The 25875-nt window shown below is 72.3% G+C and carries 26 protein-coding genes and 1 pseudogene; 16 read left to right on the top strand and 11 right to left on the bottom strand.

Annotated elements, in window-relative coordinates; translation table 11 throughout:
* The first annotated feature begins 49 nt into the window (after window positions 1-49).
* The 5 genes and pseudogenes from ACTVAJ_RS02635 (at window position 50) to ACTVAJ_RS02615 (ending at window position 3142) form a co-directional block, all read left to right on the top strand.
* Window positions 50-1855 carry a glycoside hydrolase family 15 protein gene (locus tag ACTVAJ_RS02635; RefSeq protein WP_470386590.1) on the top strand — a complete coding sequence of 602 codons (1806 nt, stop codon included), beginning with the start codon at window positions 50-52 and terminating at the stop codon, window positions 1853-1855.
* A 130-nt stretch (window positions 1856-1985) separates the two neighbouring features.
* The gene (locus tag ACTVAJ_RS02630) at window positions 1986-2393 is read left to right on the top strand and encodes a hypothetical protein (protein ID WP_470386392.1); all 408 of its coding nucleotides are present in this window, start codon (window positions 1986-1988) and stop codon (window positions 2391-2393) included.
* A complete protein-coding gene (locus ACTVAJ_RS02625; protein ID WP_470386391.1) occupies window positions 2394-2627 on the top strand; it encodes a DUF4258 domain-containing protein in 234 nt (77 codons plus the stop codon).
* A 5-nt stretch (window positions 2628-2632) separates the two neighbouring features.
* Window positions 2633-2770: pseudogene (locus ACTVAJ_RS02620) on the top strand (DUF2283 domain-containing protein); the annotation flags it as partial.
* Between the two features lie 150 nt (window positions 2771-2920).
* Window positions 2921-3142 (top strand): helix-turn-helix domain-containing protein, encoded by a 222-nt coding sequence (locus tag ACTVAJ_RS02615; protein WP_470386589.1) that lies wholly within the window; start codon window positions 2921-2923, stop codon window positions 3140-3142.
* A 307-nt stretch (window positions 3143-3449) separates the two neighbouring features.
* On the opposite strand, the gene ACTVAJ_RS02610 is transcribed toward ACTVAJ_RS02615, so the two are convergent.
* The gene (locus ACTVAJ_RS02610; protein WP_470386390.1) at window positions 3450-4616 is read right to left on the bottom strand and encodes a cytochrome P450; all 1167 of its coding nucleotides are present in this window, start codon (window positions 4614-4616) and stop codon (window positions 3450-3452) included.
* Complete coding sequence (locus tag ACTVAJ_RS02605; RefSeq protein WP_470386389.1) at window positions 4616-5323, bottom strand: tRNA-dependent cyclodipeptide synthase; 708 nt, start codon at window positions 5321-5323, stop codon at window positions 4616-4618. Before ACTVAJ_RS02605 ends, ACTVAJ_RS02610 begins: the two co-directional genes overlap by 1 nt.
* Before the next feature lie 627 nt (window positions 5324-5950).
* Here ACTVAJ_RS02605 and ACTVAJ_RS02600 point away from each other — a divergent pair.
* Window positions 5951-6625: a uracil-DNA glycosylase gene (locus ACTVAJ_RS02600; RefSeq protein ID WP_470386388.1), complete on the top strand. Its 675-nt coding sequence runs from the start codon at window positions 5951-5953 to the stop codon at window positions 6623-6625.
* A 125-nt stretch (window positions 6626-6750) separates the two neighbouring features.
* Window positions 6751-10059, top strand: a complete 3309-nt coding sequence (locus ACTVAJ_RS02595; RefSeq protein WP_470386387.1) for an NACHT domain-containing protein — start codon at window positions 6751-6753, stop codon at window positions 10057-10059.
* On the opposite strand, the gene ACTVAJ_RS02590 is transcribed toward ACTVAJ_RS02595, so the two are convergent.
* Entirely contained in the window at window positions 10013-10816 is an 804-nt protein-coding gene (locus ACTVAJ_RS02590; protein ID WP_470386386.1) for an SIR2 family NAD-dependent protein deacylase, read from the bottom strand. The two genes, ACTVAJ_RS02595 and ACTVAJ_RS02590, sit on opposite strands and share 47 nt — an antisense overlap.
* A gap of 166 nt (window positions 10817-10982) precedes the next feature.
* Here ACTVAJ_RS02590 and ACTVAJ_RS02585 point away from each other — a divergent pair, with 166 nt between their 5' ends.
* Window positions 10983-11867, top strand: a complete 885-nt coding sequence (locus ACTVAJ_RS02585) for a sulfotransferase family protein (protein WP_470386385.1) — start codon at window positions 10983-10985, stop codon at window positions 11865-11867.
* On the opposite strand, the gene ACTVAJ_RS02580 is transcribed toward ACTVAJ_RS02585, so the two are convergent.
* Entirely contained in the window at window positions 11858-12472 is a 615-nt protein-coding gene (locus ACTVAJ_RS02580; protein WP_470386384.1) for a TetR/AcrR family transcriptional regulator, read from the bottom strand. The genes ACTVAJ_RS02585 and ACTVAJ_RS02580 overlap by 10 nt on opposite strands.
* Window positions 12473-12581: 109 nt before the next feature.
* Here ACTVAJ_RS02580 and ACTVAJ_RS02575 point away from each other — a divergent pair, with 109 nt between their 5' ends.
* Window positions 12582-12746, top strand: a complete 165-nt coding sequence (locus tag ACTVAJ_RS02575; RefSeq protein ID WP_470386383.1) for a hypothetical protein — start codon at window positions 12582-12584, stop codon at window positions 12744-12746.
* Between the two features lie 5 nt (window positions 12747-12751).
* On the opposite strand, the gene ACTVAJ_RS02570 is transcribed toward ACTVAJ_RS02575, so the two are convergent.
* Entirely contained in the window at window positions 12752-13264 is a 513-nt protein-coding gene (locus ACTVAJ_RS02570; protein WP_470386382.1) for a RidA family protein, read from the bottom strand.
* 103 nt (window positions 13265-13367) lie between these two features.
* Between ACTVAJ_RS02570 and ACTVAJ_RS02565 the strand changes: the two genes are divergently transcribed.
* Window positions 13368-13532, top strand: coding sequence for a hypothetical protein (locus ACTVAJ_RS02565; RefSeq protein ID WP_470386381.1), 165 nt, complete (start codon window positions 13368-13370; stop codon window positions 13530-13532).
* Between the two features lie 32 nt (window positions 13533-13564).
* Here ACTVAJ_RS02565 and ACTVAJ_RS02560 read toward each other — a convergent pair whose 3' ends face one another.
* A complete protein-coding gene (locus tag ACTVAJ_RS02560; protein ID WP_470386380.1) occupies window positions 13565-14392 on the bottom strand; it encodes an aldo/keto reductase in 828 nt (275 codons plus the stop codon).
* A 152-nt stretch (window positions 14393-14544) separates the two neighbouring features.
* On the opposite strand from ACTVAJ_RS02560, the gene ACTVAJ_RS02555 reads away from it, so the two are divergent.
* The 3 genes from ACTVAJ_RS02555 to ACTVAJ_RS02545 all read left to right on the top strand — a co-directional run bounded on the left by ACTVAJ_RS02555 (window position 14545) and on the right by ACTVAJ_RS02545 (window position 17850).
* Complete coding sequence (locus tag ACTVAJ_RS02555) at window positions 14545-15717, top strand: PucR family transcriptional regulator (protein WP_470386379.1); 1173 nt, start codon at window positions 14545-14547, stop codon at window positions 15715-15717.
* A gap of 87 nt (window positions 15718-15804) precedes the next feature.
* Entirely contained in the window at window positions 15805-17016 is a 1212-nt protein-coding gene (locus ACTVAJ_RS02550) for a cytochrome P450 family protein (RefSeq protein ID WP_470386378.1), read from the top strand.
* Window positions 17017-17256: 240 nt separating this feature from the next.
* On the top strand, window positions 17257-17850 hold the full coding sequence (locus ACTVAJ_RS02545) for a Dps family protein (protein WP_470386377.1): 594 nt from the start codon (window positions 17257-17259) through the stop codon (window positions 17848-17850).
* A 95-nt stretch (window positions 17851-17945) separates the two neighbouring features.
* Here ACTVAJ_RS02545 and ACTVAJ_RS02540 read toward each other — a convergent pair whose 3' ends face one another.
* On the bottom strand, window positions 17946-18890 hold the full coding sequence (locus ACTVAJ_RS02540) for an NADP-dependent oxidoreductase (RefSeq protein WP_470386376.1): 945 nt from the start codon (window positions 18888-18890) through the stop codon (window positions 17946-17948).
* Window positions 18891-18973: 83 nt separating this feature from the next.
* On the opposite strand from ACTVAJ_RS02540, the gene ACTVAJ_RS02535 reads away from it, so the two are divergent.
* Both ACTVAJ_RS02535 and ACTVAJ_RS02530 read left to right on the top strand, forming a co-directional pair.
* Window positions 18974-19369, top strand: a complete 396-nt coding sequence (locus ACTVAJ_RS02535; protein WP_470386375.1) for a winged helix-turn-helix transcriptional regulator — start codon at window positions 18974-18976, stop codon at window positions 19367-19369.
* A 364-nt stretch (window positions 19370-19733) separates the two neighbouring features.
* Entirely contained in the window at window positions 19734-20177 is a 444-nt protein-coding gene (locus ACTVAJ_RS02530) for a GlcG/HbpS family heme-binding protein (RefSeq protein ID WP_470386374.1), read from the top strand.
* A gap of 136 nt (window positions 20178-20313) precedes the next feature.
* Here the strand turns inward: ACTVAJ_RS02530 and ACTVAJ_RS02525 are convergent, their stop codons facing one another.
* From ACTVAJ_RS02525 to ACTVAJ_RS02510, 4 genes are all read right to left on the bottom strand, one after another.
* Window positions 20314-21183: an ABC transporter permease gene (locus tag ACTVAJ_RS02525; RefSeq protein WP_470386373.1), complete on the bottom strand. Its 870-nt coding sequence runs from the start codon at window positions 21181-21183 to the stop codon at window positions 20314-20316.
* The gene (locus ACTVAJ_RS02520; RefSeq protein ID WP_470386372.1) at window positions 21176-21946 is read right to left on the bottom strand and encodes an ABC transporter ATP-binding protein; all 771 of its coding nucleotides are present in this window, start codon (window positions 21944-21946) and stop codon (window positions 21176-21178) included. Before ACTVAJ_RS02520 ends, ACTVAJ_RS02525 begins: the two co-directional genes overlap by 8 nt.
* 8 nt (window positions 21947-21954) lie before the next feature.
* Entirely contained in the window at window positions 21955-23004 is a 1050-nt protein-coding gene (locus ACTVAJ_RS02515; RefSeq protein ID WP_470386371.1) for an ABC transporter substrate-binding protein, read from the bottom strand.
* A 396-nt stretch (window positions 23005-23400) separates the two neighbouring features.
* Entirely contained in the window at window positions 23401-24282 is an 882-nt protein-coding gene (locus ACTVAJ_RS02510; protein WP_470386370.1) for a MetQ/NlpA family ABC transporter substrate-binding protein, read from the bottom strand.
* Window positions 24283-24557: 275 nt separating this feature from the next.
* Here ACTVAJ_RS02510 and ACTVAJ_RS02505 point away from each other — a divergent pair, with 275 nt between their 5' ends.
* Complete coding sequence (locus ACTVAJ_RS02505; RefSeq protein ID WP_470386369.1) at window positions 24558-25508, top strand: aldo/keto reductase; 951 nt, start codon at window positions 24558-24560, stop codon at window positions 25506-25508.
* Window positions 25509-25875 lie beyond the last annotated feature (367 nt).

The following is a 25875-nucleotide window of genomic DNA, read 5'->3' as shown; positions in this document are numbered from 1 at the left end:
CCGTCCCCACACGGGTTCTCGCGCCAACCGCACAAACCATGACGACGTGTTGGGGGTGAGCCGCGTGCCCGGCTGGATTGAGGACTACGCACTGATCGGCGACATGCAGACCGCCGCGCTGGTCGGGCGGGACGGCTCCATCGACTGGGCGTGTCTGCCGGACTTCGACTCCTCCGCCTGTTTCGCCGCCCTCCTGGGCGACGACCAGAACGGCAGCTGGGCGCTCCGGCCCGCCGACGGCGAGGCCAACGCCACCCGGCGCCGGTACCGGGGGGAGACGCTGATCCTGGAGTCGGAGTGGGACACCGACACCGGCAGCGTGCGGGTCATCGACTTCATGCCGCCGCGCGGCGGAGCACCGCACATCGTGCGCATCGTCGAGGGGATCAGCGGATCGGTCCGGATGGAGACCACCATGCGGATCCGGTTCGACTACGGCCACGTGGTGCCGTGGATGCACCGCACCGGAACCGAACTGGTCGCCATCGCCGGACCCGACGCCATCTGGCTGAGCGCCCCCGTCACCCTCCAGGGGCACAACTTCACGCACGACGCCTCCTTCACCGTCACCGCGGGCCAGCGCGTGCCGTTCGTGATGACCTGGCACCCCTCGCAGGTGGAGGAGTCCGACCACCTGGACGCGGAGAAGGCGCTGTCGCGGACCGAGCGGTTCTGGGAGAAGTGGGTCGACCAGTGCACCTACGACGGCCCCTACCGCGAGGCGGTCGTGCGCTCCCTCATCGTGCTCAAGGCCCTCACCTACCGCCCCACGGGCGGGATCGTGGCCGCCCCCACCACCTCGCTGCCCGAGGAGATCGGCGGGGTGCGCAACTGGGACTACCGGTACTGCTGGCTGCGGGACGCGACCATCACCCTGGAGGCGCTGATCCGCTCCGGGTACAAGGAGGAGGCCTTCGCCTGGCGCGAGTGGCTGGTCCGGGCGGTGGCCGGTGAGCCCCAGCTCATGCAGATCATGTACGGCATCCGCGGGGAGCGGCGGCTGACCGAGTGGGAGGCCGACTGGCTGCCCGGGTACGAGGCCTCGCGTCCGGTGCGGATCGGCAACGCGGCGGTGGGGCAGTACCAGCTCGACGTGTACGGCGAGGTCATGGACGTGCTGCACCTGGCCCGCCGGTCCAACATCCGCGGCGGCGACTACCTGTGGGGGCTCCAGCGCTCCCTGGTGAACTACCTGGAGTGGTGCTGGGACGAGCCCGACGAGGGCCTGTGGGAGGTGCGGGGCCCGCGCCAGCACTTCGTCCACTCCAAGGTGATGGCGTGGGTGGCGGCCGACCGCGCGGTGCGCAGCATCGAGGAGTTCGGCAAGGAGGGCCCCATCGAGCGGTGGCGGGCCCTGCGCGACACCATCCACGCCGAGGTGTGCGAGTACGGCTACGACCCGCACCGCAACACCTTCACCCAGTTCTACGGCAGCAAGGAGCTGGACGCGGCGCTCCTGCTCATCCCCGAGGTGGGTTTCCTGCCCTACGACGACCCGCGCGTGGTCGGCACCATCGAGGCGATCCGCAAGGACCTCATGGTCGACGGTTTCGTGCTGCGCTACCGCACCGACCTGGAGACCTCGGCCGACAAGCTGCCCGGTGACGAGGGCGCCTTCCTGGCCTGCAGCTTCTGGATGGCCAACGCCCTGCTGTCCATCGGCCGCCAGGAGGAGGCCAAGGAGCTGTTCGAGCGGCTGCTGTCGCTGCGCAACGACCTGGGCCTGCTCGCCGAGGAGTGGGACCCCAACGCCGGGCGCCAGGTCGGCAACTTCCCGCAGGCGTTCAGCCACGTGCCGCTGGTGACCACCGCGCTCAACCTCGCCGACCGCCAGGGCGGCTGGCGCGCCGAGTAGGGCGGACCGACCGCCGCGCGCGGCCCCCGGGCGGGCGTCCGGGGGCCGCGCACCGGCGCCGGGCGAGAACCTTGGACAGGATCCGGCATTCTCCTGCGTTGGACCGATCCGACTACCTGGGCTCAGGCCCATGCGGCATCGCACGGTTCTCGACGGGACAGAGGACTACGTCTTCCTTATCGGACGTGAGGCCATCGCGGAAAACGGTGTCCTCTCTGTCCGCGATCCCGCACTGCGAGTCCTGCCCGTCGGGCATCTGCCCGTCGGTGTGGAGCTGGGCGCGGTCTTCGCGCACCTGGGGCCCGCAGGCGACAGCTCCTCCGGGCGGCAGGTGCACCTGGAGGTCGTCAGACCCTCCGGAACCCCGGTTCTCACCATGAGCGGAATCATCGGCGAGGGCACCCCCGACCAGTCACCCGTCTGGGCGCACACCCTGCATGTGGTGGTGGACGAACCCGGAAGCTGGATCATCTCCGTCGAGTCGGGGGGCAAACGAGCAGCACGTGTCCTCGACATCGTGTTGGAAGCGGAGAGGTAGATGCCGCCACGCTTCACCAGGCACCTGTCGGAGAGGATGCGGCGCCGACGCATAACGGAGGATGACGTCCTCGCGGCGTTGGCACGTCCCCTCAAGGAGGAACACGACCCCGAGAACTACTCCTACAAGCTGTACGGGCGGACGGGCGACGGACGGAAGATCTACGTGGCGGTCAAGGACACGAGCTGGGGCACCCCGGACCCTGTTCTGAAAACGGTGGTGGAAGTATCGTGATCTCCATGTCGGCACCCAGGAACGTGACGATCGACCAGGAAGCGGACGCGGGGTACCTCACGCTCTCAGACACCCCCGTGGCCAGGAGTTCCGACCACGGTTCGTTCGTCGTGGACTACTCGGCTGAGGGAGGACCCGTCGGTGTGGAGGTACTCACCCTGAACCGCCCTCTGGACACCGAGGCCGTCATGGAGGTCCTGGAGGAGAGCGGGCACGAAACCGAAAGCGACACCCGCGCATGGGTGGACGCCTTCGCGGCGCAGATACGTGACCTGGACGATCAGGTCCCTCCGCTGTCACCGACGCGCACGCTCCGCCCGCCGCGCGAGGAGGTGCGTTTCCTGACCGTCGCGGAAGTCGCCACGATCATGCGGGTGTCGAAGATGACGGTCTACCGGATGGTCCATTCCGGGATTCTTCCCGCGATGCGCGTGGGACGCTCCTACCGTGTCCCCGAACGAGCGGTCCACGACTACCTGGACAGGACCGCCGCCGAGCTGAGGTCCTTCGCTTAGGTTGTGTTTTCTGGGTCCTCCGCTTGGCTTCGGACCGTGTCCGGGCGCCCGAAGACAGGGATTCCTCCTCCTCGGCCGCGCCTGGCGCTCGTTCCCCGCTCCGGGGCCCGCCTCGTCGTGCAGAACCCTGCCGGCGCCCGAACGGCAACCCCCTCCGGTGACCGTTCCAAAAAACAGGCCGTTCCCCGCGCCCGGCGGTGACCGCCCGGCCCCGGGACCCCGCCGTCCGGCGGTCCGTCCACGACCGCGGGGGCGGGGGCCGCGCACCGGCGCCCGTTCCGGCGCCGGTGGCCTCAGCGCCGCCGCGTCACCACAGGACCGGCAGCCGTTCGGGCAGCCGTTTGATGAACCCGGGCCGCCACGCCAGCTGTTCGGCGGGCACCGCCAACCGCAGGTCCGGCAGTCGGGCGACCAGTGCCGCCAGTGCGGCCTCGGCGTGGGCGCGGCCCAGCGCGGACGCCGGGCAGTAGTGCCGTCCGCCGCCGAAGGCCAGGTGCGGGTTGATCTCCCGGTCGATGTCGATCACCTCCGGGCGGTCGAAGACGGCCGGGTCGTGGTTGGCTCCCTCCACCAGGACGAGCACGAGCTCGCCCGCGCGGACCAGGGTGTCGTCCAGCCACACGTCCTCGGTGGCGATCCGGGGCAGGGCGTCGCCGATGGACAGGTTGTAACGCATGAGTTCGTCCACGGCCCGCGGCACGTCCCCGGGGTTCTCGTGCAGGCGCCGGACCAGTCCGGGGCGCTCGGCGAGGGCGAGGATCGCGTGCAGGAGGAAGGCCGAGGTGCTCACCGCGCCCGCGCCGAACAGCGAGACGGCGACCGTGGCCAACAGCTCGTCGTCGGCGTCCCCGGCGGCACGCAGCTCGGCGAACCTGCCGAGCAGTCCGGACCGGGGGCCCGAGCGCAGCCGGTCGAGCATGTAGTCGTGGTCCTTGTCCCAGTTGGCCCCGGCGCCCTCGAACGGGGACGGGCTGGTCAGGAAGGCGACGTCGATGCCGGACATCAGCCGCCGCCAGTCGGCGACGGGCACGCCGACGATCTTGCAGTGCAGGGCCGCGGAGAAGGGTTCGGTGAAACCGTCGCGCAGGTCCGCGGGCGGCCCCTGGCCGACGAGGGCGTTGATGAGCGCGTGCGCCTCGGCGAGCATCCACCCGGCCAGCGTCGCCGTGGGGCGCAGGGACCGCATCACCGCGTTTCGGAGTCCGGCGCTGTCGATGTTGCCCATGTTGTTGACCACCTCGGGCGGGATGGTCAGCGCGTACTGCCGCGGCACCCCGGGCCGCGAGGTCTCGCTGAGACTGAACCGCTTGTCCTCCAGCACGGCGGTGGCCAGCGCGTGGGTGCTCACGAGCCACGCGGGGTCCCCGGTCATCGTCCGGACCCGGGCGACGGGCCGGTGCTCGCGCAGCCACGAGCACTCCACGGGCACGGTTCTGCCGTCCCGGGACAGGGGGAGGGTGAGGTCGATGGTCATCAGCGGACTTCCTTGTCGGGCAGCGGTCGGACGGTGGCGTGGGCCTGGGACGCGGCGGCGCGCAGGCCGCCCTCCCGGGTGAGGAGGAGCCCGGTCAGCGGCATCTCGGCGTGGTAGCAGGCCACGGAGGAACCGACGCCGAGGATGGCGGGGGTGTCGAGGAGGAACGGGAGTTCACGGGCCAGGTAGCGCACTCCCGCGCCCATCTGCGCGGTGGTGGGTTCCGCGCCCCCGCGCCGGGGAAGGACGAACCGGCGGACCGTGCGTTCGCAGGCCCCCCTGAACTCCGGATCGGTCCGCAGCGCCCGTTCCACGTCGGCGCGCAGGGACCGGTAGGCGGAATCGCCCTCGAACTCCGAGAGCGCCGTGCAGCGCGCCTCGGAACCGGAGAGCTCGATTCCCTGGAGGATGCGTCTGCGGAGGGCCCGGACGTCCTTGGCAGCGCGTCGGCGCGCCCGGACGGGGTCGTACCCGAGGGCGACGAGCATCGTGTCGACCTCCCGGTCGGCGTAGACGACGTCGACCGAGTCGAACCGGCGCCGGGCCCACGTGAGGAGCGCGGCGACGCGGTCGCGGGTGAAGTACCCGTTTCCCGGGCTCGCACCGACGAGGAGGTGTTCTCCCCCGTCGCAGATGACGGAGCAGTTGACGGTGGCGGGAATGGCCTCGAACTCGGCCATGGCGATCGTGGGGACGGAGGATCCCATGGTGGCGTCTCCTGCTTTCGCGCGCTTTGGGCCGGTGGTCGCAGTGGCGGGGGCACGACGCCGCGAACGCGGACGTGGGCGCGGGGCGACGTGCTCGGGCGCGACGGCCGGCCCGTGATGGCGGGCGGGCCGTGCTGGGACGCCGCGCACACGGACACGGGGTTCCCGTGACCGCGCGCCGTCGCACGGGGGTGGTGGCCGGAATGCCTCGACGGCGCGGGGAGGGGATGCGCGGCGGATTCGGAAGGAGGGGCACCGGAGACGGCGTCACGGACGGCGACGGGGGTCCGGTGTCGGACTCCTAGAGGGAGGGGGGCACTCCGCGCTGGGAGGGCGGGTGCGGCCGGAACGGCCGTGGATCCGCGGGTTCGGGGACGTGCAGCCCCAGGCGGCGGACGCGCACGTGTGATTCACCTCGTGGTGTCGCTAGTCCCTGTGGAGCCCCGTGCTCCCGGTGTGGCGACAGCGACCCCAAGTTATCGCCAGTGTCGCTGTGTGAGCACCCCGTGGCCGGATGTGGTCAACCGGACCGGGCCCCTTGACCGCCCGGCGGGAACCGGCCCCGGGGCGGGCTCCGATCGCCCGAAGCGGCCGTGGTTGTCGCTGTCTGCCGCTAGTGTTCTGGCCATGTCGAGTAGGGATCTGAACGAAATCATGGACAGCGGTTGGGCGAAGGCCCTGGAGCCGGTCGCTCCGCAGATCGCCGCGATGGGCGACTTCCTGCGCCAGGAGGTCGCGGAGGGCCGCACCTACCTCCCCGCCGGGGAGCACGTCCTGCGCGCCTTCCAGCAGCCGTTCGACGACGTGCGCGTGCTCATCGTCGGCCAGGACCCCTACCCCACACCGGGCAACCCGGTGGGGTTGAGCTTCTCCGTGGCCCCGGACGTGCGTCTGCCCGCGAGCCTGCGCAACATCTACAAGGAGATGCAGGAGGACGTCGGGACGCCCATGCCCTCCAACGGCGACCTCACGCCGTGGACCGAGCAGGGCGTGCTGCTGCTCAACAGGGTGCTCACGGTCGCGCCGGGCAAGGCCGGGTCGCACCGCGGCAAGGGCTGGGAGGCCGTGACCGAACAGGCCATCCGGGCGCTGGCCGAGCGCGGAAAGCCGCTGGTGGCCATCCTGTGGGGCCGGGACGCGCGCAACCTGCGGCCGATGATGCCGGGCGTGCCGTGCGTGGAGTCGGCGCACCCGAGCCCGCTGTCGGCCCGCAACGGCTTCTTCGGCTCCAAGCCCTTCAGCCGGACCAACGAGATGCTCCGGGAACAGGGCGCCGAGCCGGTGGACTGGCAGCTGCCCTAGGGCGTCACACGATCCCGGGCGCGAACACACCCCGACCCCCGACCTACACTGACCCGCGGACCCGGTGACCGGCACGGCACCGGGTCCGGTCGTGTGCTCACGCAGTGAGAGAGGCGGTACCCCCCTTGGCAAGACAGCTCACCTACTCCGACGCCCTGAAGGTGCTCGGTGAGAACGACTCCCAGGTCCTGGACCTGGCGGAGAAACTGGCCGACGGCGGACTGGGGCTGGTGGGGGTACCCGACCTGTTCGGTCTGCGGGGCGAACTGGTGAGCCGGGGCCGCCAGGCGATCGAGGGCATCGGCGACAAACTCCGGGGGCGGAGCCGGATGTCGCGTACCGAGCGGATCGAGGCGGCGCACCAGATCCTGGTGACCGTGGCGTTCTTCGAGGCCCTGGAGGAGTCCCTGGAGGAACTGGACGCCCCCTTCACGCTGGCCGACCTCAAACTCACCAGCGCCGAGCAGGCCGAACTGATGGACCGCGTCCTCGCGCACACCGGTTCCGCCCCGGCGCTGTCCCTGGGGTCGGGCTGGGCTCCCCGGTTCTTCCAGGACTTCCTGCTCAGGGACTTCACCGCCGCGCTGACCGCGCTCCCCGCCGCCGAGGAGCACGGCGTCACCTCCGAGGCCCACCCCCTGGTCGGACAGCTGCGCGAACGCGTTCCCGGGCGCGCCGCCCGGCGGTACGCGGAGTCCTACCGCCGCCTGGGCGCCGAGGTCCCCGAGTTCGGGATGTGGGCGCACCTGCACGAGCACGACCGCACCCGCGGCATCCTCGGGGCGGGGCTGGGCGATCTGCGACGGCGGCTGGAGGAGATCAGCTCCGACCGGGACGTGGACGTACGGCGCGCGGAGCTCGCCGCCGGGTACCGGGCGGTGCTGCGCCAGCCGGTGCTGCGCTCCGACGACGCCCCTGCCGGCCTCGTCCTGCCCTCCCTGGAGGAGGCCTACATCTCCCCGCGCGGACGCGCGGCCCAGGCGGTGCACAGCGGCACCCCCTCCAGTGAGGAGTGGTGGGAGCGGTTCCCCGTGCTCGACGACCTCCAACCGGTCATCGCCGCCCACCTCGTCCACCCGCTCGCCACCGAGGTCCCCACGGTCATCCTGGGGCACCCCGGCGCGGGCAAGTCCAAGTTCACCGAGATGCTCGCGGCCCGTCTGCCCGTCGCCGACTTCCTCCCCGTCCGGGTGGAGCTGCGCTCCGTCCAGCCCAACGCGCCCATCCACGTACAGATCGAGGAGGGCCTGGCCGCCGCGCTGCACACCCGGGTCTCCTGGCGGGAGCTGGCCGACTCCGCAGACGGCGCCCTGCCGGTCGTGATCCTGGACGGCTTCGACGAACTCCTCCAGGCGACCGGTGTGGACCGCTCCGACTACCTGGAGCGGGTCCAGGAGTTCCAGCAGCGGCAGGAGGCGATGGGCCGCCCCGTCGCGGTGATCGTCACCAGCCGCACCGTGGTGGCCGACCGCGCCCGCTTCCCCGACGGCACCATGGTGGTGCGCCTGGAGCCGTTCGACGACGCGCGGATCGCCCGGATGCTGGACGTGTGGAACCGGGCCAACGCCCGTTCCCTCGCCGGGTCGGGGCTGGACCCGCTCACGGTCGACGTGCTGGCCGGGTACCGCGAGCTGGCCGAACAGCCGCTGCTGCTGTTGATGCTGCTCATCTACGACGCCGAGGGCAACACGCTCCGGCACGCCTCGGAGTCGCTGTCCAACGCGGAGCTGTACGACCGCCTGCTGCGGATGTTCGCCCGGCGCGAGGTGGACAAGCACCGCCCCGGGCTGCGCCCGGACGCCTTCGAGGCGGCCGTGGACGACGAACTGCGGCGGCTGGAGGTCGCCGCCCTGGCGATGTTCACCCGCCGCAGGCAGAGCGTGGGCGCCGACGAGCTGGACCGGGACCTGGCCGTGCTCATGCCGGACGCGGCGGTGCGCCCGTCCGGCGCGGACCTGCACGGCGCGATCGACCCCGCCGCCCAGGTGCTGGGGCGGTTCTTCTTCGTCCACGAGTCACAGGCCCGGTCCGCGGACGGACCGGCGAGCGTGTTCGAGTTCCTGCACTCCACGTTCGGCGAGTACCTCGTCGCCCGGGCGGTGGCCACCGCGCTGGACGACCTGGAGGCGTCGCGCGCCCACGCGTCCCGGCGCCGGGGCAGGGTCCCCCGGCCGGACGACGGCGAACTGTACGCCCTGTCGTCCTTCGCCGGCTACGGGGGACGCGACCGGGTCGTGGGCTTCCTCGACGAGCTGCTCCGGCGTCGGATCGCCGAGGAGCCGGGGCTGCGCGAGGACTACGCGGAGCTCCTCGTCGAACTGTTCCGGGAGGCCCCGTTCCCGGCCCCCAACCGCTCCTACACCGAGTACGAGCCCGTGCGCCTCCCGCTGACCCGGCGCGAGGCCAACTACACCAGCAACCTGGTCATCCTGCTGTGCCTCGTGCGTGAGGACCCGGTGGACGCCGGTGAACTGTTCCCCCAGGCCGCCGAACCCGACCAGGCCCTCCAGCACAGCACCACCCTCTGGCGGACCCTGCCCGGCGCGGAGTGGTTCAGCATCCTGTCGACGCTGCGCGTGCGCCACCTCCGGGGGCGACACGACCAGGGCGAGACCACCGTGATCGGCCTCGAGGACGGGGCCCCCGTCGACGTGGGCGAGTGCGTCGGCTTCGAGCTCCGGGCACGGGCGAACCCCGATTTCACGCCTGACATGACCGACCCCTACGGCATCACCGTGCCCTACGCGTCGGTCACGTCACGCCTGTTGCGGTCGGCGGCGATGCGGGTCAACGGGACCGCCGCGCGGTTCACACTGGGGCTGCTGCCCTATCTGCGCCATGTCTCGACCGACATGGGCTACTGGTTCGACGACGGGGCCGAGGACGGCGGAAGGTCCTGGAGCCGGCTGCACGAGCTGCTGCGCCTGCGTCTGGAGCCGCCCGCGGCGGACCCCGAAGGACGTCTGCGCTCCTACCGGCGGCTGCTGGACCGGCAGGAGCTCGACCGCGCCCGGCTCCTGGTCCTGCGCCAGGCCGCGGAGGACCTGTCCCTCCTCCCCTCCGGCCCCGACCGGGACCTGGTCCGGATCGTCGGAGAGTACCTCGCGCGGGTGGGGGTGGCCGTCACCCGGAACGCACCCCTCCCCGGGGAGATCGAGCCCGTCCTGACCGCCCTGAGCCGGCACATCGACCGGGTGCCGGTTCGGCGCATCCTGGACCTGGCCGCGGAGGCCCGGTGCACGGTGCCGGACACCGACCCGGCGGGGGGAGGGCACCGCTCAGGGCCGGGAACGGCCGAGAACCGTTTCCCGCGCCCGCTTCTCGGCAGCGGCGGGAGCGCGGGCCCGGGGGAGGTCCGGCGGTGGCACCACGACGACTCGGGCGACCTCAGCTCCGTGCCGCCTCCGCCACCCGGCGCACGAGAGCGGGAATGACCGTGCCGATGGGGTCGCGCAGGACGGCGCCGGCGAAGTCGTCGTAGGGGGTCGGCTCGGCGTTGACGACGACCAGGCTCGCCCTGGCCATCATCGCCACGTCGCACAGCCCGGCCACCGGGTGCACGGTCAGGGAGGTGCCCACCGCCAGGAACACGTCGCACTCGCGGGCTGCCCGCGCGGCCGCCTCGATGACCTGCGGGTCCAACCGCTGACCGAAGGAGATCGTGTCCGACTTCTGGATGCCGCCGCACTCCGGGCACCGGGGGTCGGACTCCTCGTCCAGCCGCTCCAGGACCTCCGGGCTCGGGGTGCGCAGACCGCAGCTCATACACACGACCCACAGCATGGTCCCGTGCACCTCGATGACCCGGTCGGCGGGCATCCCGCCGCTCTGGTGCAGGCCGTCGATGTTCTGCGTGACGAGCGCCCGGAGCCTGCCGGTGGCCTCCAGGTCGGCGAAGGCCCGGTGCGCGGCGTTGGGCTCGGCCTCCCAGACCCGGTGCGCCCGGCGCCGCAGCCACACCTGTCGGCGCACGTCGATGTCGCCCATGTAGCTGTCGAGGTCGGCCATGGCCTCCGCGGCCGGGTCCTTGGTCCACAGGCCGTTGGGGCCCCGGTAGTCGGGGATGCCCGAGTCCGTGGAGACCCCCGCCCCCGTGAGCACGGTGATGCGCGGGGCGGCGGCCAGCAGGTCCGCGGCCCGCTCGAACCCCTCGGGGTCGGCCGGCGGCGTGGTGTCGGTGGTGGAGGCCATACTCCATTGTTGCAGCGACGTTGGGGCTTCTTGCCTCCGGCGTTGCCCTCCGGGCTCCACGATGGGCACCAGGATCCCGTAGCGTCGGGGAACGTGTGGGACGCGGAGGCAAAATACCCTGCCGATGCACATGATGCGGGCGAAGGGTGCCAAAATCGACACAGTCATGAAGCAGCCGTCCTACATCCTCGTGGTCAACCGGACCACGGTGCGGCGCCCCGTGTTCGTGCTGGGCGCGCCCCACTCCGGTGTCCCCGAGATCGCCCGTGCCCTCTCCCGCGCCCCGGGGTTCCACATCGGAGCCGGCTCCTCCGGGGTGCTCAACGCCGTCCACGCCGTCGCCCGCCGACCCTCCCTCGCCCAGGAGAAGGTGTCGGGAACGGCGAGCCTGCTGCGCGAGGCCTACGCCGAGGCGTGGCAGCTCACCCCCCTGACCTGCCCCCGGTGCCCGGGCCCGTACGCGCGCGTCCCCGCCAACGCCTCGGCCGAACCCTGTGAGCACAGCGGCGACGCCCAGCGGTACGGCGACGCCAGCCCCGACCTGCTGTTCTGCGCCAACGCCCTGCACACGGCCTTCCCCGACGCCCTGTTCGTCCAGGTGATCAGGGACGGCCGGGACGTCGTCGCGGGCATGCTCGACGACGAGCGCGCCCTCGCCTGGCTCAAGCCCGCCCTGATGTCGGCCGACCACGAGTTCCCCAACGACTTCTTCGGTCTGGAGGACGAGTCGGACCTGGAGGCGTTCCGGGACGGTTCCGACGCGGCCAAGTGCGCGATGCGGTGGCGCGGCTCCGTGCGGATGCACGCGCGGCTGCGCCAGGCGATCGGCGAGGAGCAGCTCATGACCGTGCGCTACGAGGACGTCCGGGGCGGGGAGATGGCGACCGCCCGGCGGCTGCGCGCGTTCACCGGCGCGCGCGTGTCGGCCACGGAGCTGATGGACGCGCGCGCCTGGAACGCGGGCCGGTGGCGCGACCGGCTCTCCCGAGACGAGTACGGGGACGTCAACGAGGTCGCCGCCGTCGAGCTGTCCCGCCTGGGCTACCTCTGAACGCTCTGCCCCGAAGCGTCTCCGGTGATCCCCTGCGCGCTCATGAGGGTCTGCGCCGCGGCGCGCGCCGTCAGGGCCGCGCGGGTCTCGCCGAGGACGCTGCGCGCCACGACCGCCCCCTCGTGCAGCATGGCCAGGGACTCGGCGAGCGCGACCGGGTCGGCCACCCCCGCCTCCGCGACGAACCCGGTGAGCAGATCGCGTAGCCAGCGCTTCTGGCCCTCGGCCACCGCCCTGCCGGGGTGCTCGGGGTCGGACAGCTCGGTGTAGGCGTTGACCATCGCGCAACCGCGCGGGTTCTCCCTGCCCATCCACTCGTGCAGGGCGTCGAACGTGGCGATGACGCGGGCGTGCGGCGTGTGGGCCCCGGACAGGTGGTCGGTGACGTAGGCGCGCCAGCGCTCGTCGCGGGCGCGCAGGTAGGCGACGACGAGCTCCCGTTTGGAGCCGAAGCGGTCGTAGATGGTCTTCTTGGTCACGCTGGCCCGTTCCGCGACCAGTTCCATGCCGACCGTGTTGATCCCGCGCGCGTAGAACAGCTCGCTGGCGACGGCGAGGATCCTGCGGGCGGCGGGGGTGAGCGGTCTGGTCGCGGTGGCGGTCATGGGGGCGCTCCTTGGGCTCCGTGGCTCGGGTCACTCTGCACCGTGAGTATACCTACCGGTGTGGTTACCTCGGCGCGGCACCCCGGCCACACCACTGGAGGAGACCGCCGTGCCGCGTTCACCGACACCGCTCCTGCTCGCCACCGGGGCCACCTGGCGGGCGTACGTGCCGCCGCTCGGCGCGATGCCGTCGCTGGTCGCCGCCACGCTGGTGGAAGGGCGTACCCGTCCGGGCGGGTTCGCGCGGGCTGACCCCCGGAGTACGCCCCGGTGAGCCCGCTAGGCGCGGTCGGGCACGACGAAGGGGTTGGCCGCCAGGCTGTCCTCGACCGCCTCGACCAGTTCCCGCGTCTCGGCCGCCTCCCACAGGTCGGGGTCCTCGTCCCGGGGGATCACCGCGGTGCACACCAACTCCACGAGTGCGTCGGCGTCCAGCAGTTCGGTCACCCCCACCACGGCCATCGGCGGGTAGTAGCGGCCCATGTGGCGGCGGTAGACCGATCCCAGGGTGGAGAGGTTGACCCGGTAGGAGGACACGGTCGTGGTGTAGACACACATGTTGACCACGTGGACGGGTTCGGCCCCGGCCGAGCGCAGTGCCTCGACCATGTTGGCCAGTGCCTGGTCGAACTGCTGCACCACCGTGTCACCGACCACTCCCCCGTCCGGTCGGCGCGCGGCCTGCCCGCCCACGTGGACGGTACGGCCGGGGGCGACCAGGAGGGCGTGGGAGAATCCCTTCGGTTCGGCCAGAGACAGCGGATTGACGATCTGGTGCGGTGTCCGGTCCATCGGCGTCCCCTCAACGTTCACGTCCCACCCACCGCGACCGCTCCGACACGGCCGCGGGCACCCCTCCCGGAAACGCCGTCGGACGTGCGGCTACGATGAGCCCATGTCGATCACTTTCCTGCTGTCCGCCGCCGCCCTCGTGGCCGTGCTGGCACTGTTCGCCGCGATCTTCGTCGGGGGTGCGGTCTACGTCGACCGGATCCGGCGCAGGGGCACCGACTCCGTCCTGGCCGGTGCGCGCAAGCATCGCGAGCTGCGCGGGGCGTAACGGGCCCGGACGGCCGGCCCGGGACCGGACGCCTACTCCCCGTCGAACTCGTCGGGGTCGGGCCCGAACCGGCTGCCCGCGTCGAGCCCGCTGATGCGGTCCATGTCCGCCTCGGAGAGCTCGAAGTCGAAGATCGCGAAGTTGGACCGGATCCGCTCGGGGGTCACCGACTTGGGGATGACGACGTTGCCCAGCTGGATGTGCCAGCGCAGCAGCACCTGAGCCGGGGAGCGGTCCCGCTCATCGGCGATCGCGGTCACCGTCGGGTGGTCGATCAGCTTGCCCTGGCCCAGGGGGCTCCACGCCTCGGTGACGATGTTGTGCTTGGCGTCGAACTCGCGCATCGACCGCTGCACGAGCAGCGGGTGCAGCTCGATCTGGTTGACCATGGGCGTGATGCCGCCCTCCTTCATGACCCGCTCCAGGTGTTCCACCTGGAAGTTGCACACGCCGATGGCGCGGACCCGCCCGTCGGCGTACAGCCGTTCCAGGGCCTTCCAGGTGGACACGTACAGGTCCCGTCTGGGCAGCGGCCAGTGGATGAGGTACAGGTCGAGGATCTCCAGGCGCATCCGTTCCAGGCTGGCGTCGAAGGCCCGCAGGGTCTGGTCGTAGCCCTGCTCCGGATTGGCCAGCTTGGAGGTGACGAACACGTCCTCGCGGTCGAGCTCCGACCGGCTCAGCGCCTCGCCGACCCCCCGCTCGTTGCCGTAGGCCGCGGCCGTGTCGATGCTGCGGTACCCCGCCTCCAGGGCGGTCGTCACGACGTCCACCACCGCGTCGTCTGGCACCTGCCACACACCGAAGCCCAGCTGCGGCATGCGCACACCGTTACTCAGAGTAACGTCAGGAACCGTCATCTCTCCCCTTCCCCCGTCAGGCCTGCCCTGACCGCATACTGCCACGTCGCCAGGGGTCTTTCGCGGGCGGCGCCCCGCTGGACCACGGGCTTTTTACCGTCGGACCGGTACCGGGCCGCTAGCCTGGTCGGTCCCCGAGCGGAGGTGGACCGATGGGCCGCGAGCAGCGCGCCGACGTCAGCGCCGAACTTGCCCGGGACCGGGCGTCACTGGTCGACCGGATCGTCGACGCGGTGTACTCGGAGGTGCCCGCCTACCGGGGACTGCACGGGTCCCAGCTCGCCGAGGTCCGCGCCATCGCCGCGTGGCTGGTGACCCGTTCACTGGAGCTGTGGGCGGACGGCGCCGTCCGGCTCCCGGACGAGGACCTGGAGCGGTTGCGGGCCGTCGGTCGGGCGAGGGCCGCCGACGGCCGCCCGATCGGGGCGGTGGTCCGGGCGCACCGGGTGGGTTCGGCCGCCGCGGTGCGCCTGCTCTCGGAACTGGCCGGGGACCGGGTCACCGCCGCCGACGTGTTCGCTCTGAGCGAACTGTGGCTGACCTCGATCGACCAGATCTCCGAGCACCTGGTGGCCGGCCACAGCGCGGCGGCCCGCCAACTGGACGCCGACGTCGAACGGGCCCGCCGGGTGTTCCTCGACGACCTCCTCATCGGCCGCCAGGCCTCCCTCGGCGCGATCCGCGACCGGGCCCGCACCCTGGGCATCGCACCTCCCGACCCGGGGGTCCTCGTGGTGGCCGAACCCGCCCCGGAGGAGGACCACCCGCCCCGGGGCGGCCCGGCCTCGGCGGGGATGGACCTGCTCGACGAGGTCGGGCGTGCCGACGCGCTGGCGACCACCAGGTCGGGACGGGTGGTGCTGCTGGTCTCCCCCGGAGCCGTCGACCGCGTGGCCCGGGTCCTGCGCAACCGCCCCTGGCGGGCCTGTGTCCTGGCGCCGCGCGCCCTCACCGACATGTCGGCCGCCTACCGCCTGGCCGACGACGCGGTGGAGACCGCTCCGCCGCACGCCTTCGGCGGGAACGGGCCGCTGGGCGAGGCCGACGCGTGCGTCCTGGCACTGCTCAACGGGGGACCGGTCACCCCGGAGGCCATCCGCCGCTCGGTCCTGGGGCCGCTGCTGTCGGACCGGCACGGCCACCTGCTCGACACGTTGCGCGCCTACTTCCGCGAGGGCGCGGCCACCACGGCCGCCGACGCCCTGCACGTCCACCCCCAGACCCTCCGCTACCGGCTGCGCCGGGTGCGTGAGCTGACCGGGCACGACCCCCACCGCCCCTGGCCACGCTTCGTCCTGGAGACCGCCTGCGCGATCGCTCGGTGAGCGGTACCGCTCCCCGGGCTCCCCGGTTCGGCACCGGCGGAGTCGGGGTAGGCATCGGGGATCCCGTCCTGACACGAAAGGTGCGGCATGTCCGTCTCCCCGCCCCCTCCCCTGCACGGCCCGGCCTTCGACGCCGACCCCCACCCCGCCTACCGCTGGCTGCGCGAGCACTCCCCCGTGCACCGGCTGGAGCTGCCCGGAGGGGCGTGGGCGTGGCTGGTCACCCGCCACGGGGACGCCCGCGCCGTCCTGGCCGACCCCGACATGCTCAAGGACCCCGCCCGGGGCAACGAGGTGTGGCGCAGGGCCGGGATGGGTCTGCCCTTCGACCACCGGCCCAGCCTCGTGCGCAGCATGGTCAACGTGGACGGCGACGACCACACGCGCCTGCGGAAGGTGGCCGGGGGCGCCTTCACCCCGCGCCGGGTCCGGACCCTGGTGGAGAGTGCCGAGCGGGTGACCGCCGGCCTCCTCGACCGGATCACGGCCGCACCCGACCCGGATCTGGTGCGTGACCTGGCCTACCCGCTGCCGATCGCGATCATCTGCGACATCCTCGGCGTCCCGCCCGGGGACCGGGCCGAGTTCCACCGCCGCGCCGCCGTGATCGACGCCTCCGCGCCCGAGGAGGTCGCGGCGGTCGGGGAGACCACGGACTGGTTCGACGACTACCTGGGCCGCCTGGTCGACGCCCGGCTGGCCGAACCCGCCGACGACCTGCTCGGCGATCTGGTGGAGGCGCACCGGGCGGGCGACCTCACCCGGGACGAGGTCACCTCCACGGCGTTCCTGCTGCTGGTGGCGGGACACGAGACGACCGTCGCGCTGATCGGCAACCTGTTCCTGTCCCTGCTGCGGAACCCGGAGCACCTGGACCGGCTGCGCCGGGACCGCGGCCTGGTGGGCCCGGCGATCGAGGAGACGCTGCGGTTGGAGAGCCCCCTCCAGAACGCCACCTGGCGCTTCCCCCGGACCGCCACCACCGTCGGCGGCGTCGCCCTGGAGGCGGGTGAACCCGTGCTGGTGTCGCTGCTGGCCGCGGGCCGGGACCCGGAACGCTACGCCCGCCCGGACGCCTTCGACCCCGGGCGCGGGGAGTCGCACCTGGGTTTCGGACACGGCGCGCACTACTGCGTGGGCGCCCAGCTCGCCCGGATGGAGGCGCGGGTGGCGGTCGACGCGGTCCTGGACCGACTGCCCGGGCTGCGGCTCGCCGTGCCCGAGGAGGACCTGCGGTGGTGGCCGAGCATGATCATGCACGGCCTGTTCGCCCTGCCGGTGCGCTTCGACACCCCCTGACCGGCCCGCGGGCGTTCTGGCGCCGTCCGCGGCGCGTACTGCGGCGGAGGGGCCGGTGAGGACCGCGGCGGCGGGGGCTCCGTCCCCCTCCGGCGAGCACCGGGGATGACGACAAAATCAACGAGCCTTGCCCGGGGATGGTGTGTGCTTTCTCCTCCGGCGACGATCGGTGACCGAGACTGGCACCCGGGGCGCGTCCGTACGCGCTCCGAACGATCCGACCCGGAGGGGGAACCAGCCGTGACCACCCAGGAGCGCACGAGCGCGACGCCCAAACCCCGGACCAGCCAGCCGTGGCTGCACCAGAAGGGGAACGAGATCCAGGAGTACGGCAGCGTCCGCCAGCTCCCGGTGGGCATGTCCTACAACACGCGCATGTACTCGTGCCAGCGGCTCAACCAGGTGCTCGCGGACACGCAGATCCTGCACGCGCTGTACAAGAAGCACCACTGGCTCATGCGGGGGCAGACCTTCTACCAGCTGCACCTGTTGATGGACAAGCACGCCGACGAGCAGGCCGAGCTGATCGACACCGTGGCCGAGCGCATCCAGACCCTGGGCGGCGTGGCCATCGGGGATCCGCGGCACGTCGCCGAGATCACCAACATCCCGCGGCCGCCCAACGGCGTCGAGGAGGTCCCGGCGATGCTGTCGCGCCTGTTGGAGGCGCACGAGACCATCCTGGAGGACGCCCACGACGCGGCGGCGCGGTGCCAGGAGAACGGGGACGACGGCACCAACGACGTGCTGGTCTCCGACGTCATCCGCACCAACGAGCTCGAAGCCTGGTTCCTCGCCGAACACCTGGTGGACACGCCGCTCGTGCACACCTGACCGCGGACGCGGCCCGACGGAGCGCCGCCGCCCCGCACGCCCGCCCCTGCGGCGGTCCGTGCGGGGCGTTCGTGTGTGCGCCCCTCCTCCCGACGTCAGGTCAGGGTGAGGACCACCTTGCCCGTGGTGCGTCCGGCCTGGCCCTGCTCGTGCGCCTTGGCGACGTCCTCCAGGGGGAAGGTCCCGCTCACGACGGGTCGCAGCTTCCCGGCCTCCACCAGAGCGGCGATCCCCTCCAGTCCCGTGTGGTCGGCCTCGACGATGAGTGTGGTGCCGCGCACGCCCGCGGCGGCAGCCGCCTCCCCGATCCGGTCCTGGTCGAAGGGGTTGGTCAGTCCGACGTAGATCCCGCCCGGCCGCAGTGTGCGCAGCGAGCGCTCCGTGTAGTCACCGCCGACGCCGTCGAGGACCACGTCGACGTCGCGGACGGTCTCGGCGAAGTCGGCGAAGGTGTGGTCCACGAGTTCGTCGGCGCCCATGTCCCGCAGCACCCCGTGCTTGGCCGCGCTGGCCGTGCCGATGACGTGGGCGCCGCGGGCCTTGGCGATCTGGACCGCCAGGTGCCCGACTCCGCCCGCGGCGGCGTGCACGAGGACACGCTGCCCCCGCTCCACCTTCGCGGTGTCGACGAGCGCCTGCCACGCGGTGAGCCCCGCGAGCGGCAGGGCGGCGGCCTGGACGTGGTCGAGGCCGACGGGCTTGCGGGCGAGGTGCCGGGGGAACGCGGTCACGTAGTCGGCGTGGGCTCCGGCCGGGTCCGGGAAGTTCGGCATTCCGTAGACCTCGTCGCCGACCGAGAACCGGTTCACGCCCGGGTAGACGGCGGTGACCACGCCGGAGACGTCCCATCCCTGGGCGAACGGGGGCGTCAGCCAGTACCCGTCCTGTCGGATCTTCCAGTCGGCGGGGTTGAGGCCCGCGGCGTGGACCCGCACCTGGATCCGGCCGGGGCCGGGTTCGGGGACGGGCACCCGCTCGATCTCCAGGACCTCCGGGCCGCCGAGTTCGCGCTGGCGAACGACGCGCATCTGCTCTGTCATGCCCCCAGGATTCCGATTAAGGTATCCAATGTATAGAAGGCACTTGAAAGTGGGCTAGGTTCCTCGTGTATACCATCCCTGACATGGGAGAATTTGGCGGCGCGGACGCCTACCTCCGCAACTGCGCCTCTCGCAACGTCCTTGACCTGCTGTCCAACAAGTGGGTGTGCCTCGTCGTGTGCGCGCTCTCCGGCGACCCGATGCGCTTCGGGGCGCTGCGCCGCCGCCTGGAGGGCATCACCCAGAAGATGCTCACCCGGACCCTGCGCGACCTGGAGCGCGCCGGGCTGGTGGACCGCCGGGTGTTCCCCACGACCCCGCCCCGGGTGGAGTACTCCCTGACACCGCTCGGCAGGAACCTGGGCACGCTCATGGGCGCCGTCCGGGAGTGGTCCGAAGAGCACATGGCCGAGATCGCCGAGGCGCGCGGGCGCTACGACGCCCGCGCCGCCGAGCCCGTACGGGCGATCCGACGTTGACGTCCTCCCCGGGGGCGAGCCCCGGGACGGTCGGGAGAGACTGAGCCCCGCTCGCCGAACCCGTGCGCGCCGACCGCACCGCGACCGTGGTGCCGGTGGGGCTGCCGTGGCTGCTGTTGCACTCCTGACCAGTCGTGATGGAGCTTTCCACGAAGAGGGACCGCCTCCCGACGGGGGAATCAGGCGTATCCCCACATTCACTACTGATTTAGCATGCATTAGCCTCGTGTGGTGACCGTCACAACCCCTCGCGGCGCGCGCCACGGGGGTCCACCCCCGGGTGGTGCGGAGGTCACCGACCTCCGTGGGCGGTTCGACGCCGACGTCTCCCCCTCGGGAGACCCGAACGAAGGGAACGCGCCTGGTGTCCATCACTCTGGAGCAGGCTCAGGGTCTGGTCGACGGAGCCGTGAAGTACGCGGCCGCCAACGACCTCCAGCCACTGACCGTCGCCGTCCTCGATCCGGGCGGCGTCCTCGTCGCCCTGGCCCGCCAGGACGGCTCGGGTCTGCTCCGCCCGGACCTCGCCGTGGCCAAGGCCTGGGGCGTGCTCGGGCTCGGGATGACCAACCGGGCGATCGCCGCCCGGGCGGAGTCCTCACCCGAGTTCTTCACCTCGGTCGCGGCCCTGGCCCAGGGTCGGGTGCTCAGTGTCCCCGGAGGTGTCTTCGTCCGTGACGGAGAGGGCACCCTGCTGGGCGCCTGCGGAGCCACCGGTGACACGTCCGTCAACGACGAGCTCGCCCTCCTGGCGGGCATCGAGTCCGTGGGGCTGAGGGCCGAGACCGGAGCCGAGGTCGAGGCCTGACGCAACCGCGACGGGAGCCATGCCGGAGGCCACGCCGCGCATGGGGAACCGACGACGGCCGCCCGCCGTGCGAGGTGTCGCGCGGCGGGCGGCCGTGTGTCGTGGACGGGCGGGACGGGGACGGCCGCCGGGCCGCTCAGGCCGTGGCCAGCCCCCACCGGCGCCGCAGGGAGCGGTCCGCCCAGGTGAAGAAGACGTCGATGAGGATCCCGACGACGAGCACGACGATGACGTAGCTCAGCAGGCGCTCGGCGTCGTTGAGCTGGCGGGCCTGGCTCAGCGCCCAGCCGATGGAGTTCTGCTGGTTGATGATGACCAGCAGCTCGCCCGCCATCAGCGACCGCCAGGCGAAGGCCCACCCCTGCTTGAGTCCGCCGACGAACATCGGCAGCGCGGCGGGCACGATCAGCAGCCGGTACCGCTGGACCCCCCGGAGCCCCATCACCTGCCCGGCGCGCAGCAGGGACGGCGCCACGTAGTCGATGCCGGAGACCAGCCCGCCGGCGATGGACGGGGCGGCGCCCAGGATGATCACGAACATGATCGCCGACTCGCTGATGCCGTAGAGCAGCATCGCGAACGGGAACCAGACGATGGACGGCATGGTCTGCAGACCCGTGATCAGCGAGCCGATCGCCACCCGGAGCGGGCGCACCTGCGCCACCGCCACGCCGACCAGGACACCGACCACCAGCGCCAGCGCGAAGCCCGTCAGGGCGCGCCGCATGGTGACGCCCACGGCCTCCCAGAACTCGGCGGAGGCGACCTCCTGGAACAGGACGGGCAGCACCCGGTCCGGGCCGGGGAAGACCCACTCCGACCGCCATCCGGACCACACGACCGCCTGCCAGGCGAGCAGGACCACGGCGACGGCCGCCAGTTTGGGCCAGGTCGCCGACCAGATCCGCCGCGCGACCTCGCCCGCGCCCCGTCGGCCGCGCTCGGGCTGGAGTTCGAGCGCGTCGAGGCCCTGGACCTGGCGGTCCCGGGTGTCGGTGTCAGGCATGGCGCGAGACCTCCTGGCGGAGTCGGTCGGTGATCACCGCGGCTTGGCCGGCGATCAGCGCCGAGTCGATCCGGCGGGGGCGCTCACCCTCCACCGGGAACTCGTCGATCACCCGGCCGGGGCGGCTGGAGAGCAGGACGACCCGGTCGCCCAGGCGCACCGCCTCCCGGACGTTGTGCGTGACGAACAGGACGGTGAGCCGCCGTTCCTGCCAGATCCGCTCCAGTTCGTCGTGGAGGATGTCGCGGGTCATGGCGTCCAGTGCGCCGAAGGGCTCGTCCATGAGCAGGACGTCGGCGTCCTGGGCCAGGGCGCGGGCCATGGCCACGCGCTGGCGCATGCCGCCCGAGAGCTCGTGGGGGCGCTTGCGCGCGAATCCGGTGAGCCGCACCAGCTCCAGGAGTTCGGCGACGCGTTCGCGGCGCTCGGCCCTGGGCACGCCGTTGACCCTCATGGGGACCTCGATGTTGGCGCCCACGGTCAGCCACGGGAAGAGCGCGGCCTCCTGGAACATCATCGCCACCCGGTGACCCGCCGTGTCCACACTGCCGGTGGTGGGCCGGTCCAACCCGGCCACCAGGGAGAGCAGGGTGCTCTTACCGCATCCGGAGGCGCCCACGATGGACAGGAACTCGTGCTCGCCGACGGAGACGGACATACCGTCGATGGCGGTCACGGCGCCCGCGCCCTCGCCGAAGACCTTGGAGATCGTGTCGACCTCCACGGCGCTGACGCGCGTCGGGGTGTGGGTGACGGTGGTCATGGGCCTCATCAGCCTTCCCACCCGGAGACCGGGTCGCGGCCGTCCTCGGCGAGGAGGCCGTCGAGCGGGTCCAGGGCGTAGATTCCGGTCAGGTCGACGGGGTCGAGCAGGCCGGCGGCCTCGGCCCGCTCGGCCCCGGTGAACAGCGACGGGGCGACGGGGTCGACGGTGAAGGTGATCCGGTCGAACGCCGCTCGGGCGACCTCGTCCGACAGCCGTGACCCGGTGAGCCGCTCCAGGTGGTCGCCCGTGACGCGGCGGGCCTGGTCCGGGTGGGCGTTGATCCAGTCGACGGTCTCCAGGTGGCCGCGCAGCAGGTCCTCGACCAGTTCGGGCTCACGGGCCAGGAACTCGGACCCGACCACCAGGTGCGCGGTGACGAAGGCACCGCCGGTTTCGGTCCAGGTGTCGGCCTCGTCGACGAGCAGGCGGGCGTCGCCCCGGGCGAGCAGGCGGCTCAGGTGGGGTTCGGGCAGCCAGGCTCCGTCGATCTCGCCGAGCTCGAAGGCGTCCACGATCTCGGCGGGCGGCTGCGGGAGGATGGACAGGTCGCCGCCTCCGGCCGTGTCCACCTCCCATCCCCGGGCCTCGGCGAACGCGCGCAGGGCGACGTCCTGGGTGTTGCCGAGCTGGGGGCTGGCGACGGTGGCGCCGCGCAGCTCGTCGACGCTCCCGACGTCGTCGCGCGTGACGAGGCCGGCTCCCCCGGAGGCCGCCCCCGCGATGACGCGCAGCGCCTGCCCCTCGGACTGGGCCCAGCCGTTCACGGCGGGGTTGGGGCCCACGAAGGCGGCGTCGACCTCCCCGGAGAAGACGGCGTTGATCGCGTCCGGGCCCGCGTTGAACACCCGGGTGTCGAAGTCGACGCCGTCGCCGAGGGCGTCGGCCAGGGTGCCCCGCTCCACGCCGACCATGGCCGGGGCGTGGGTGATGTTGGGGAAGTAGCCCAGGGTCAGGGAGGGTCCGTCGTCCTCCGTGAGCGCCCCGCAGCCGGTGACGGCCAAGGCCAGGGCCAGGCAGGCCGCGAGCACTCCCGTCGGGCGCGAGGGCGGTCGCATGAGAGGGCCCCTTTCCGGCCGCTGTCGAGGTCTGACGAAACTCTACTTAATAAGTAGGTTTTGTGGAAGCCGGGCGGGGAGCCCCCGCCAACCGCGACGACCAGCCCGAACAACGGCGCGCGGCCACCCGGAGTGACCCCGCCCTCGAAGAAAACCGCAGTTCAGGCGAACAGGCGAGGGCGACACCCCGACCATCGGTCACCGAGCGCACTCCTCCGCACCCCGAGCACCTCACGCCACGGAAAGAGTGATCCGCATCACCCGAACCGGGTGATGCGGCCGCCCTCCTGCACACGACGCGGGGGTGGCGGAACCCGCTGGCTCCACCACCCCCGACGGACGCCCGACGGCAGCCGAACGACGCACCCCCGGAGCGACCGCTCCGGGCGCAGGCGACTACTCGGTCTCCACGACGCCCTCGGTCTCCACGACCACGCCGTCCGCGTCGACGGGCAGGACGACTCCCTGCCAGGTGTTCTCGACGTACTCCAGGACCCGCTCGTCGTGCAGGAGCCCGACCAGCCGGACGATGCGCTCGTCCTCGGCGTTCTCCGCCAGGGTCACCAGACCGTTGGCGTAGGTCTGGACGTAGTCCTCACCCTCGGGCTCCCAGGCCAGGACGTTGGCGTCCTCGGTCAGCCCGGCCTCGATCGCGTAGTTGCCGTTGACGATCGCGGCGTCCACGTCGGCGATGGAGCGCGGCAGCTGGGCCGCCTCCAGCGGGGTGACCACGAGGCCCTCGGGGTTGTCGGTGATGTCCTTCTCGGTGGCGGACTCCCCGACCTCAGGGTCGATCGTCACGAGACCCTCGGACTCGAGGATGCGCAGGGCGCGGTTGAGGTTGGCGGGGTCGTTGGGGACCGCGATCTCGGCGCCCTCGGGCAGCTCCTCCAGGGACGCGGCGCTCTCGGAGTACAGGCCGAGGCGCTCGATGTGCACGTCCGTGACGTAGGAGAACTCGGCGTCGGGGCCGTTCTCCTGCCACTCGGCGAGGAAGGCGCGGTGCTGGAAGTAGTTGGCGTCCAGCTCCCCCTCGGCCAGGGCGGCGTTGGGGGTGTTGTAGTCGGAGATCTCCTCGATCTGCAGGTCCAGCCCGGCCTCCTCGGCGAGGTTCTCGTCGATGAAGGTGAGGATGTCACCGTGCGGCACGGGGCTCACACCGATCCGGAGCGCCCCGGCCTCGGCGGCTTCGCTCGCGGCCTGCTCGCTGGGAGCACCGCAGGCGGCGAGCGCCAGGGTGACTGCTGCGGCGCCGATGACGGTCGGGGTCGTGCGCATGGTGCGCTCCTTCGTGATCGTGGGGTGGCGGATCTGAGGAGGGGCCGGTACCGGTGGGACTCCGGGCGCCCGCGGGATGGGACACCCGTGGTGGGGTCATCCCATGTCGAGACTATCCCACCTTTTTGGTAGGAAATTACGTTCCGCCCAGCCCACCGGGTGGTGTCCCCCACACGAACGATCCGCCGAGGACACAGGAGAAGGACCTGGATCCCGTGGCCCCCGCTGCCCTAGCCTGACCGTGACCACCGACCTTCCACGAGAGAACGGTGAGCATGACCGACACCAGACTCCGCCCGCTCGGCCGCTCCGACCTGCAGGTCTCCCCGCTCTGCCTGGGTGGCAACGTCTTCGGCTGGACCGCCGACCAGGCCGCCTCGTTCCGGATCCTGGACGCCTACACGGCGGCCGGAGGAAACCTCGTCGACACCGCGGACTCCTACTCCGCCTGGGTCGAGGGCCACCGCGGCGGCGAGTCGGAGACCGTCATCGGCGCGTGGCTGGCCTCGCGCGGACGCCCCGACGACCTGGTCATCGCGACCAAGGTCAGCCAGCACCCCGAGTTCCGCGGGCTGTCCCGCGACAACGTCCGGGCCGCCGCCCACGCCTCCCTCGCACGGCTGGGCGTGGACGCGATCGACCTGTACTACGCGCATTTCGACGACCCCGACACCCCGCTGGCCGAGAGCGCGGAGGCCTTCTCCTCCCTGGTGGACGAGGGCGTCATCGGCCACATCGGCCTGTCCAACCACAGCCCGGACCGGATCAGGGAGTGGCTGGACATCTGCGCGGACCGCGGCCTGCACGCCCCGGTGTGCGTCCAGCCGCACTACAACCTGGTGGAACGCGGCATCGAGACCGACCTGGTCCCCCTCGCCGGGGAGGGCGGGCTGGCCCTGCTCCCCTACTTCGGACTGGCCCGGGGGTTCCTCACCGGCAAGTACCGCCCCGGCGGCCCCGACGTGGACAGCCCGCGCGCCGGGACGGCCCGGTCCTACCTCGACCGACCGCGCGGCGCACGCGTGCTGGAGGCCCTGGACGCGGTCGCGGCCGAGCACGGCGTCTCCCAGGCGGCCGTCGCCCTGGCGTGGCTGGCCGACCGTCCGGGGGTGGTGTCGGCGATCGCGAGCGCGCGCGACACGGCCCAGCTGGAGGACCTCCTTCCGGTCCTCACCCTGGAGCTGACCGAGGAGCAGGCGGACCGGCTGACGCGGGCCTCCGCCTGACCCGCGGGGGCGCGGAGCTCCCCCGGGCGGGCCCGAACGGCGCGCTCAGGCCGGTTCGGGCTCCGGTTCGGGACCGGGCCGATCCGGGACGGGCCCCGGCGGCTTCGGTTCCGGCTCCGGCTCCAACGGGGGAGGCGGGGTCGGCGGAGCGGGCGGGGTCGGCGGTACGGGCAACGGGGGGATCGGGTCCGGCGGCATCGGATCGGGGTAGCGCGCGGCCGTGTCGCGGGTACGGGTGTGCATGGTCCGTCCTCCTCCCGGGCCTCAGGCCGGGACGCGGGTGCGGGTGCGGCCACCGTTCCCCGGCTCGTCGGCCGTGGTCGGCCGCATCGCCCCACACCCAGCATCGCACACCCCGCTCCCCGCG

Source organism: Nocardiopsis sp. KDC1DS13DA1, assembly GCF_055632325.1.
The sequence above is the reverse complement of the archived record's forward strand: the minus strand, read 5'-3'. Positions and strand labels throughout refer to the sequence as shown.

Excerpts from the sequence above, each read along its gene's own strand:
- ACTVAJ_RS02630 (WP_470386392.1), top strand. The coding sequence starts at position 1,986 with ATGCGGCATCGCACGGTTCTCGACGGGACAGAGGACTACGTCTTCCTT.
- ACTVAJ_RS02625 (WP_470386391.1), top strand. The coding sequence starts at position 2,394 with ATGCCGCCACGCTTCACCAGGCACCTGTCGGAGAGGATGCGGCGCCGA.
- ACTVAJ_RS02610 (WP_470386390.1), bottom strand. The coding sequence starts at position 4,616 with ATGACCATCGACCTCACCCTCCCCCTGTCCCGGGACGGCAGAACCGTG.
- ACTVAJ_RS02605 (WP_470386389.1), bottom strand. The coding sequence starts at position 5,323 with ATGGGATCCTCCGTCCCCACGATCGCCATGGCCGAGTTCGAGGCCATT.
- ACTVAJ_RS02600 (WP_470386388.1), top strand. The coding sequence starts at position 5,951 with ATGTCGAGTAGGGATCTGAACGAAATCATGGACAGCGGTTGGGCGAAG.
- ACTVAJ_RS02590 (WP_470386386.1), bottom strand. The coding sequence starts at position 10,816 with ATGGCCTCCACCACCGACACCACGCCGCCGGCCGACCCCGAGGGGTTC.
- ACTVAJ_RS02585 (WP_470386385.1), top strand. The coding sequence starts at position 10,983 with ATGAAGCAGCCGTCCTACATCCTCGTGGTCAACCGGACCACGGTGCGG.
- ACTVAJ_RS02580 (WP_470386384.1), bottom strand. The coding sequence starts at position 12,472 with ATGACCGCCACCGCGACCAGACCGCTCACCCCCGCCGCCCGCAGGATC.
- ACTVAJ_RS02570 (WP_470386382.1), bottom strand. The coding sequence starts at position 13,264 with ATGGACCGGACACCGCACCAGATCGTCAATCCGCTGTCTCTGGCCGAA.
- ACTVAJ_RS02565 (WP_470386381.1), top strand. The coding sequence starts at position 13,368 with ATGTCGATCACTTTCCTGCTGTCCGCCGCCGCCCTCGTGGCCGTGCTG.
- ACTVAJ_RS02560 (WP_470386380.1), bottom strand. The coding sequence starts at position 14,392 with ATGACGGTTCCTGACGTTACTCTGAGTAACGGTGTGCGCATGCCGCAG.
- ACTVAJ_RS02555 (WP_470386379.1), top strand. The coding sequence starts at position 14,545 with ATGGGCCGCGAGCAGCGCGCCGACGTCAGCGCCGAACTTGCCCGGGAC.
- ACTVAJ_RS02550 (WP_470386378.1), top strand. The coding sequence starts at position 15,805 with ATGTCCGTCTCCCCGCCCCCTCCCCTGCACGGCCCGGCCTTCGACGCC.
- ACTVAJ_RS02540 (WP_470386376.1), bottom strand. The coding sequence starts at position 18,890 with ATGACAGAGCAGATGCGCGTCGTTCGCCAGCGCGAACTCGGCGGCCCG.
- ACTVAJ_RS02535 (WP_470386375.1), top strand. The coding sequence starts at position 18,974 with ATGGGAGAATTTGGCGGCGCGGACGCCTACCTCCGCAACTGCGCCTCT.
- ACTVAJ_RS02525 (WP_470386373.1), bottom strand. The coding sequence starts at position 21,183 with ATGCCTGACACCGACACCCGGGACCGCCAGGTCCAGGGCCTCGACGCG.
- ACTVAJ_RS02520 (WP_470386372.1), bottom strand. The coding sequence starts at position 21,946 with ATGACCACCGTCACCCACACCCCGACGCGCGTCAGCGCCGTGGAGGTC.
- ACTVAJ_RS02515 (WP_470386371.1), bottom strand. The coding sequence starts at position 23,004 with ATGCGACCGCCCTCGCGCCCGACGGGAGTGCTCGCGGCCTGCCTGGCC.
- ACTVAJ_RS02510 (WP_470386370.1), bottom strand. The coding sequence starts at position 24,282 with ATGCGCACGACCCCGACCGTCATCGGCGCCGCAGCAGTCACCCTGGCG.
- ACTVAJ_RS02505 (WP_470386369.1), top strand. The coding sequence starts at position 24,558 with ATGACCGACACCAGACTCCGCCCGCTCGGCCGCTCCGACCTGCAGGTC.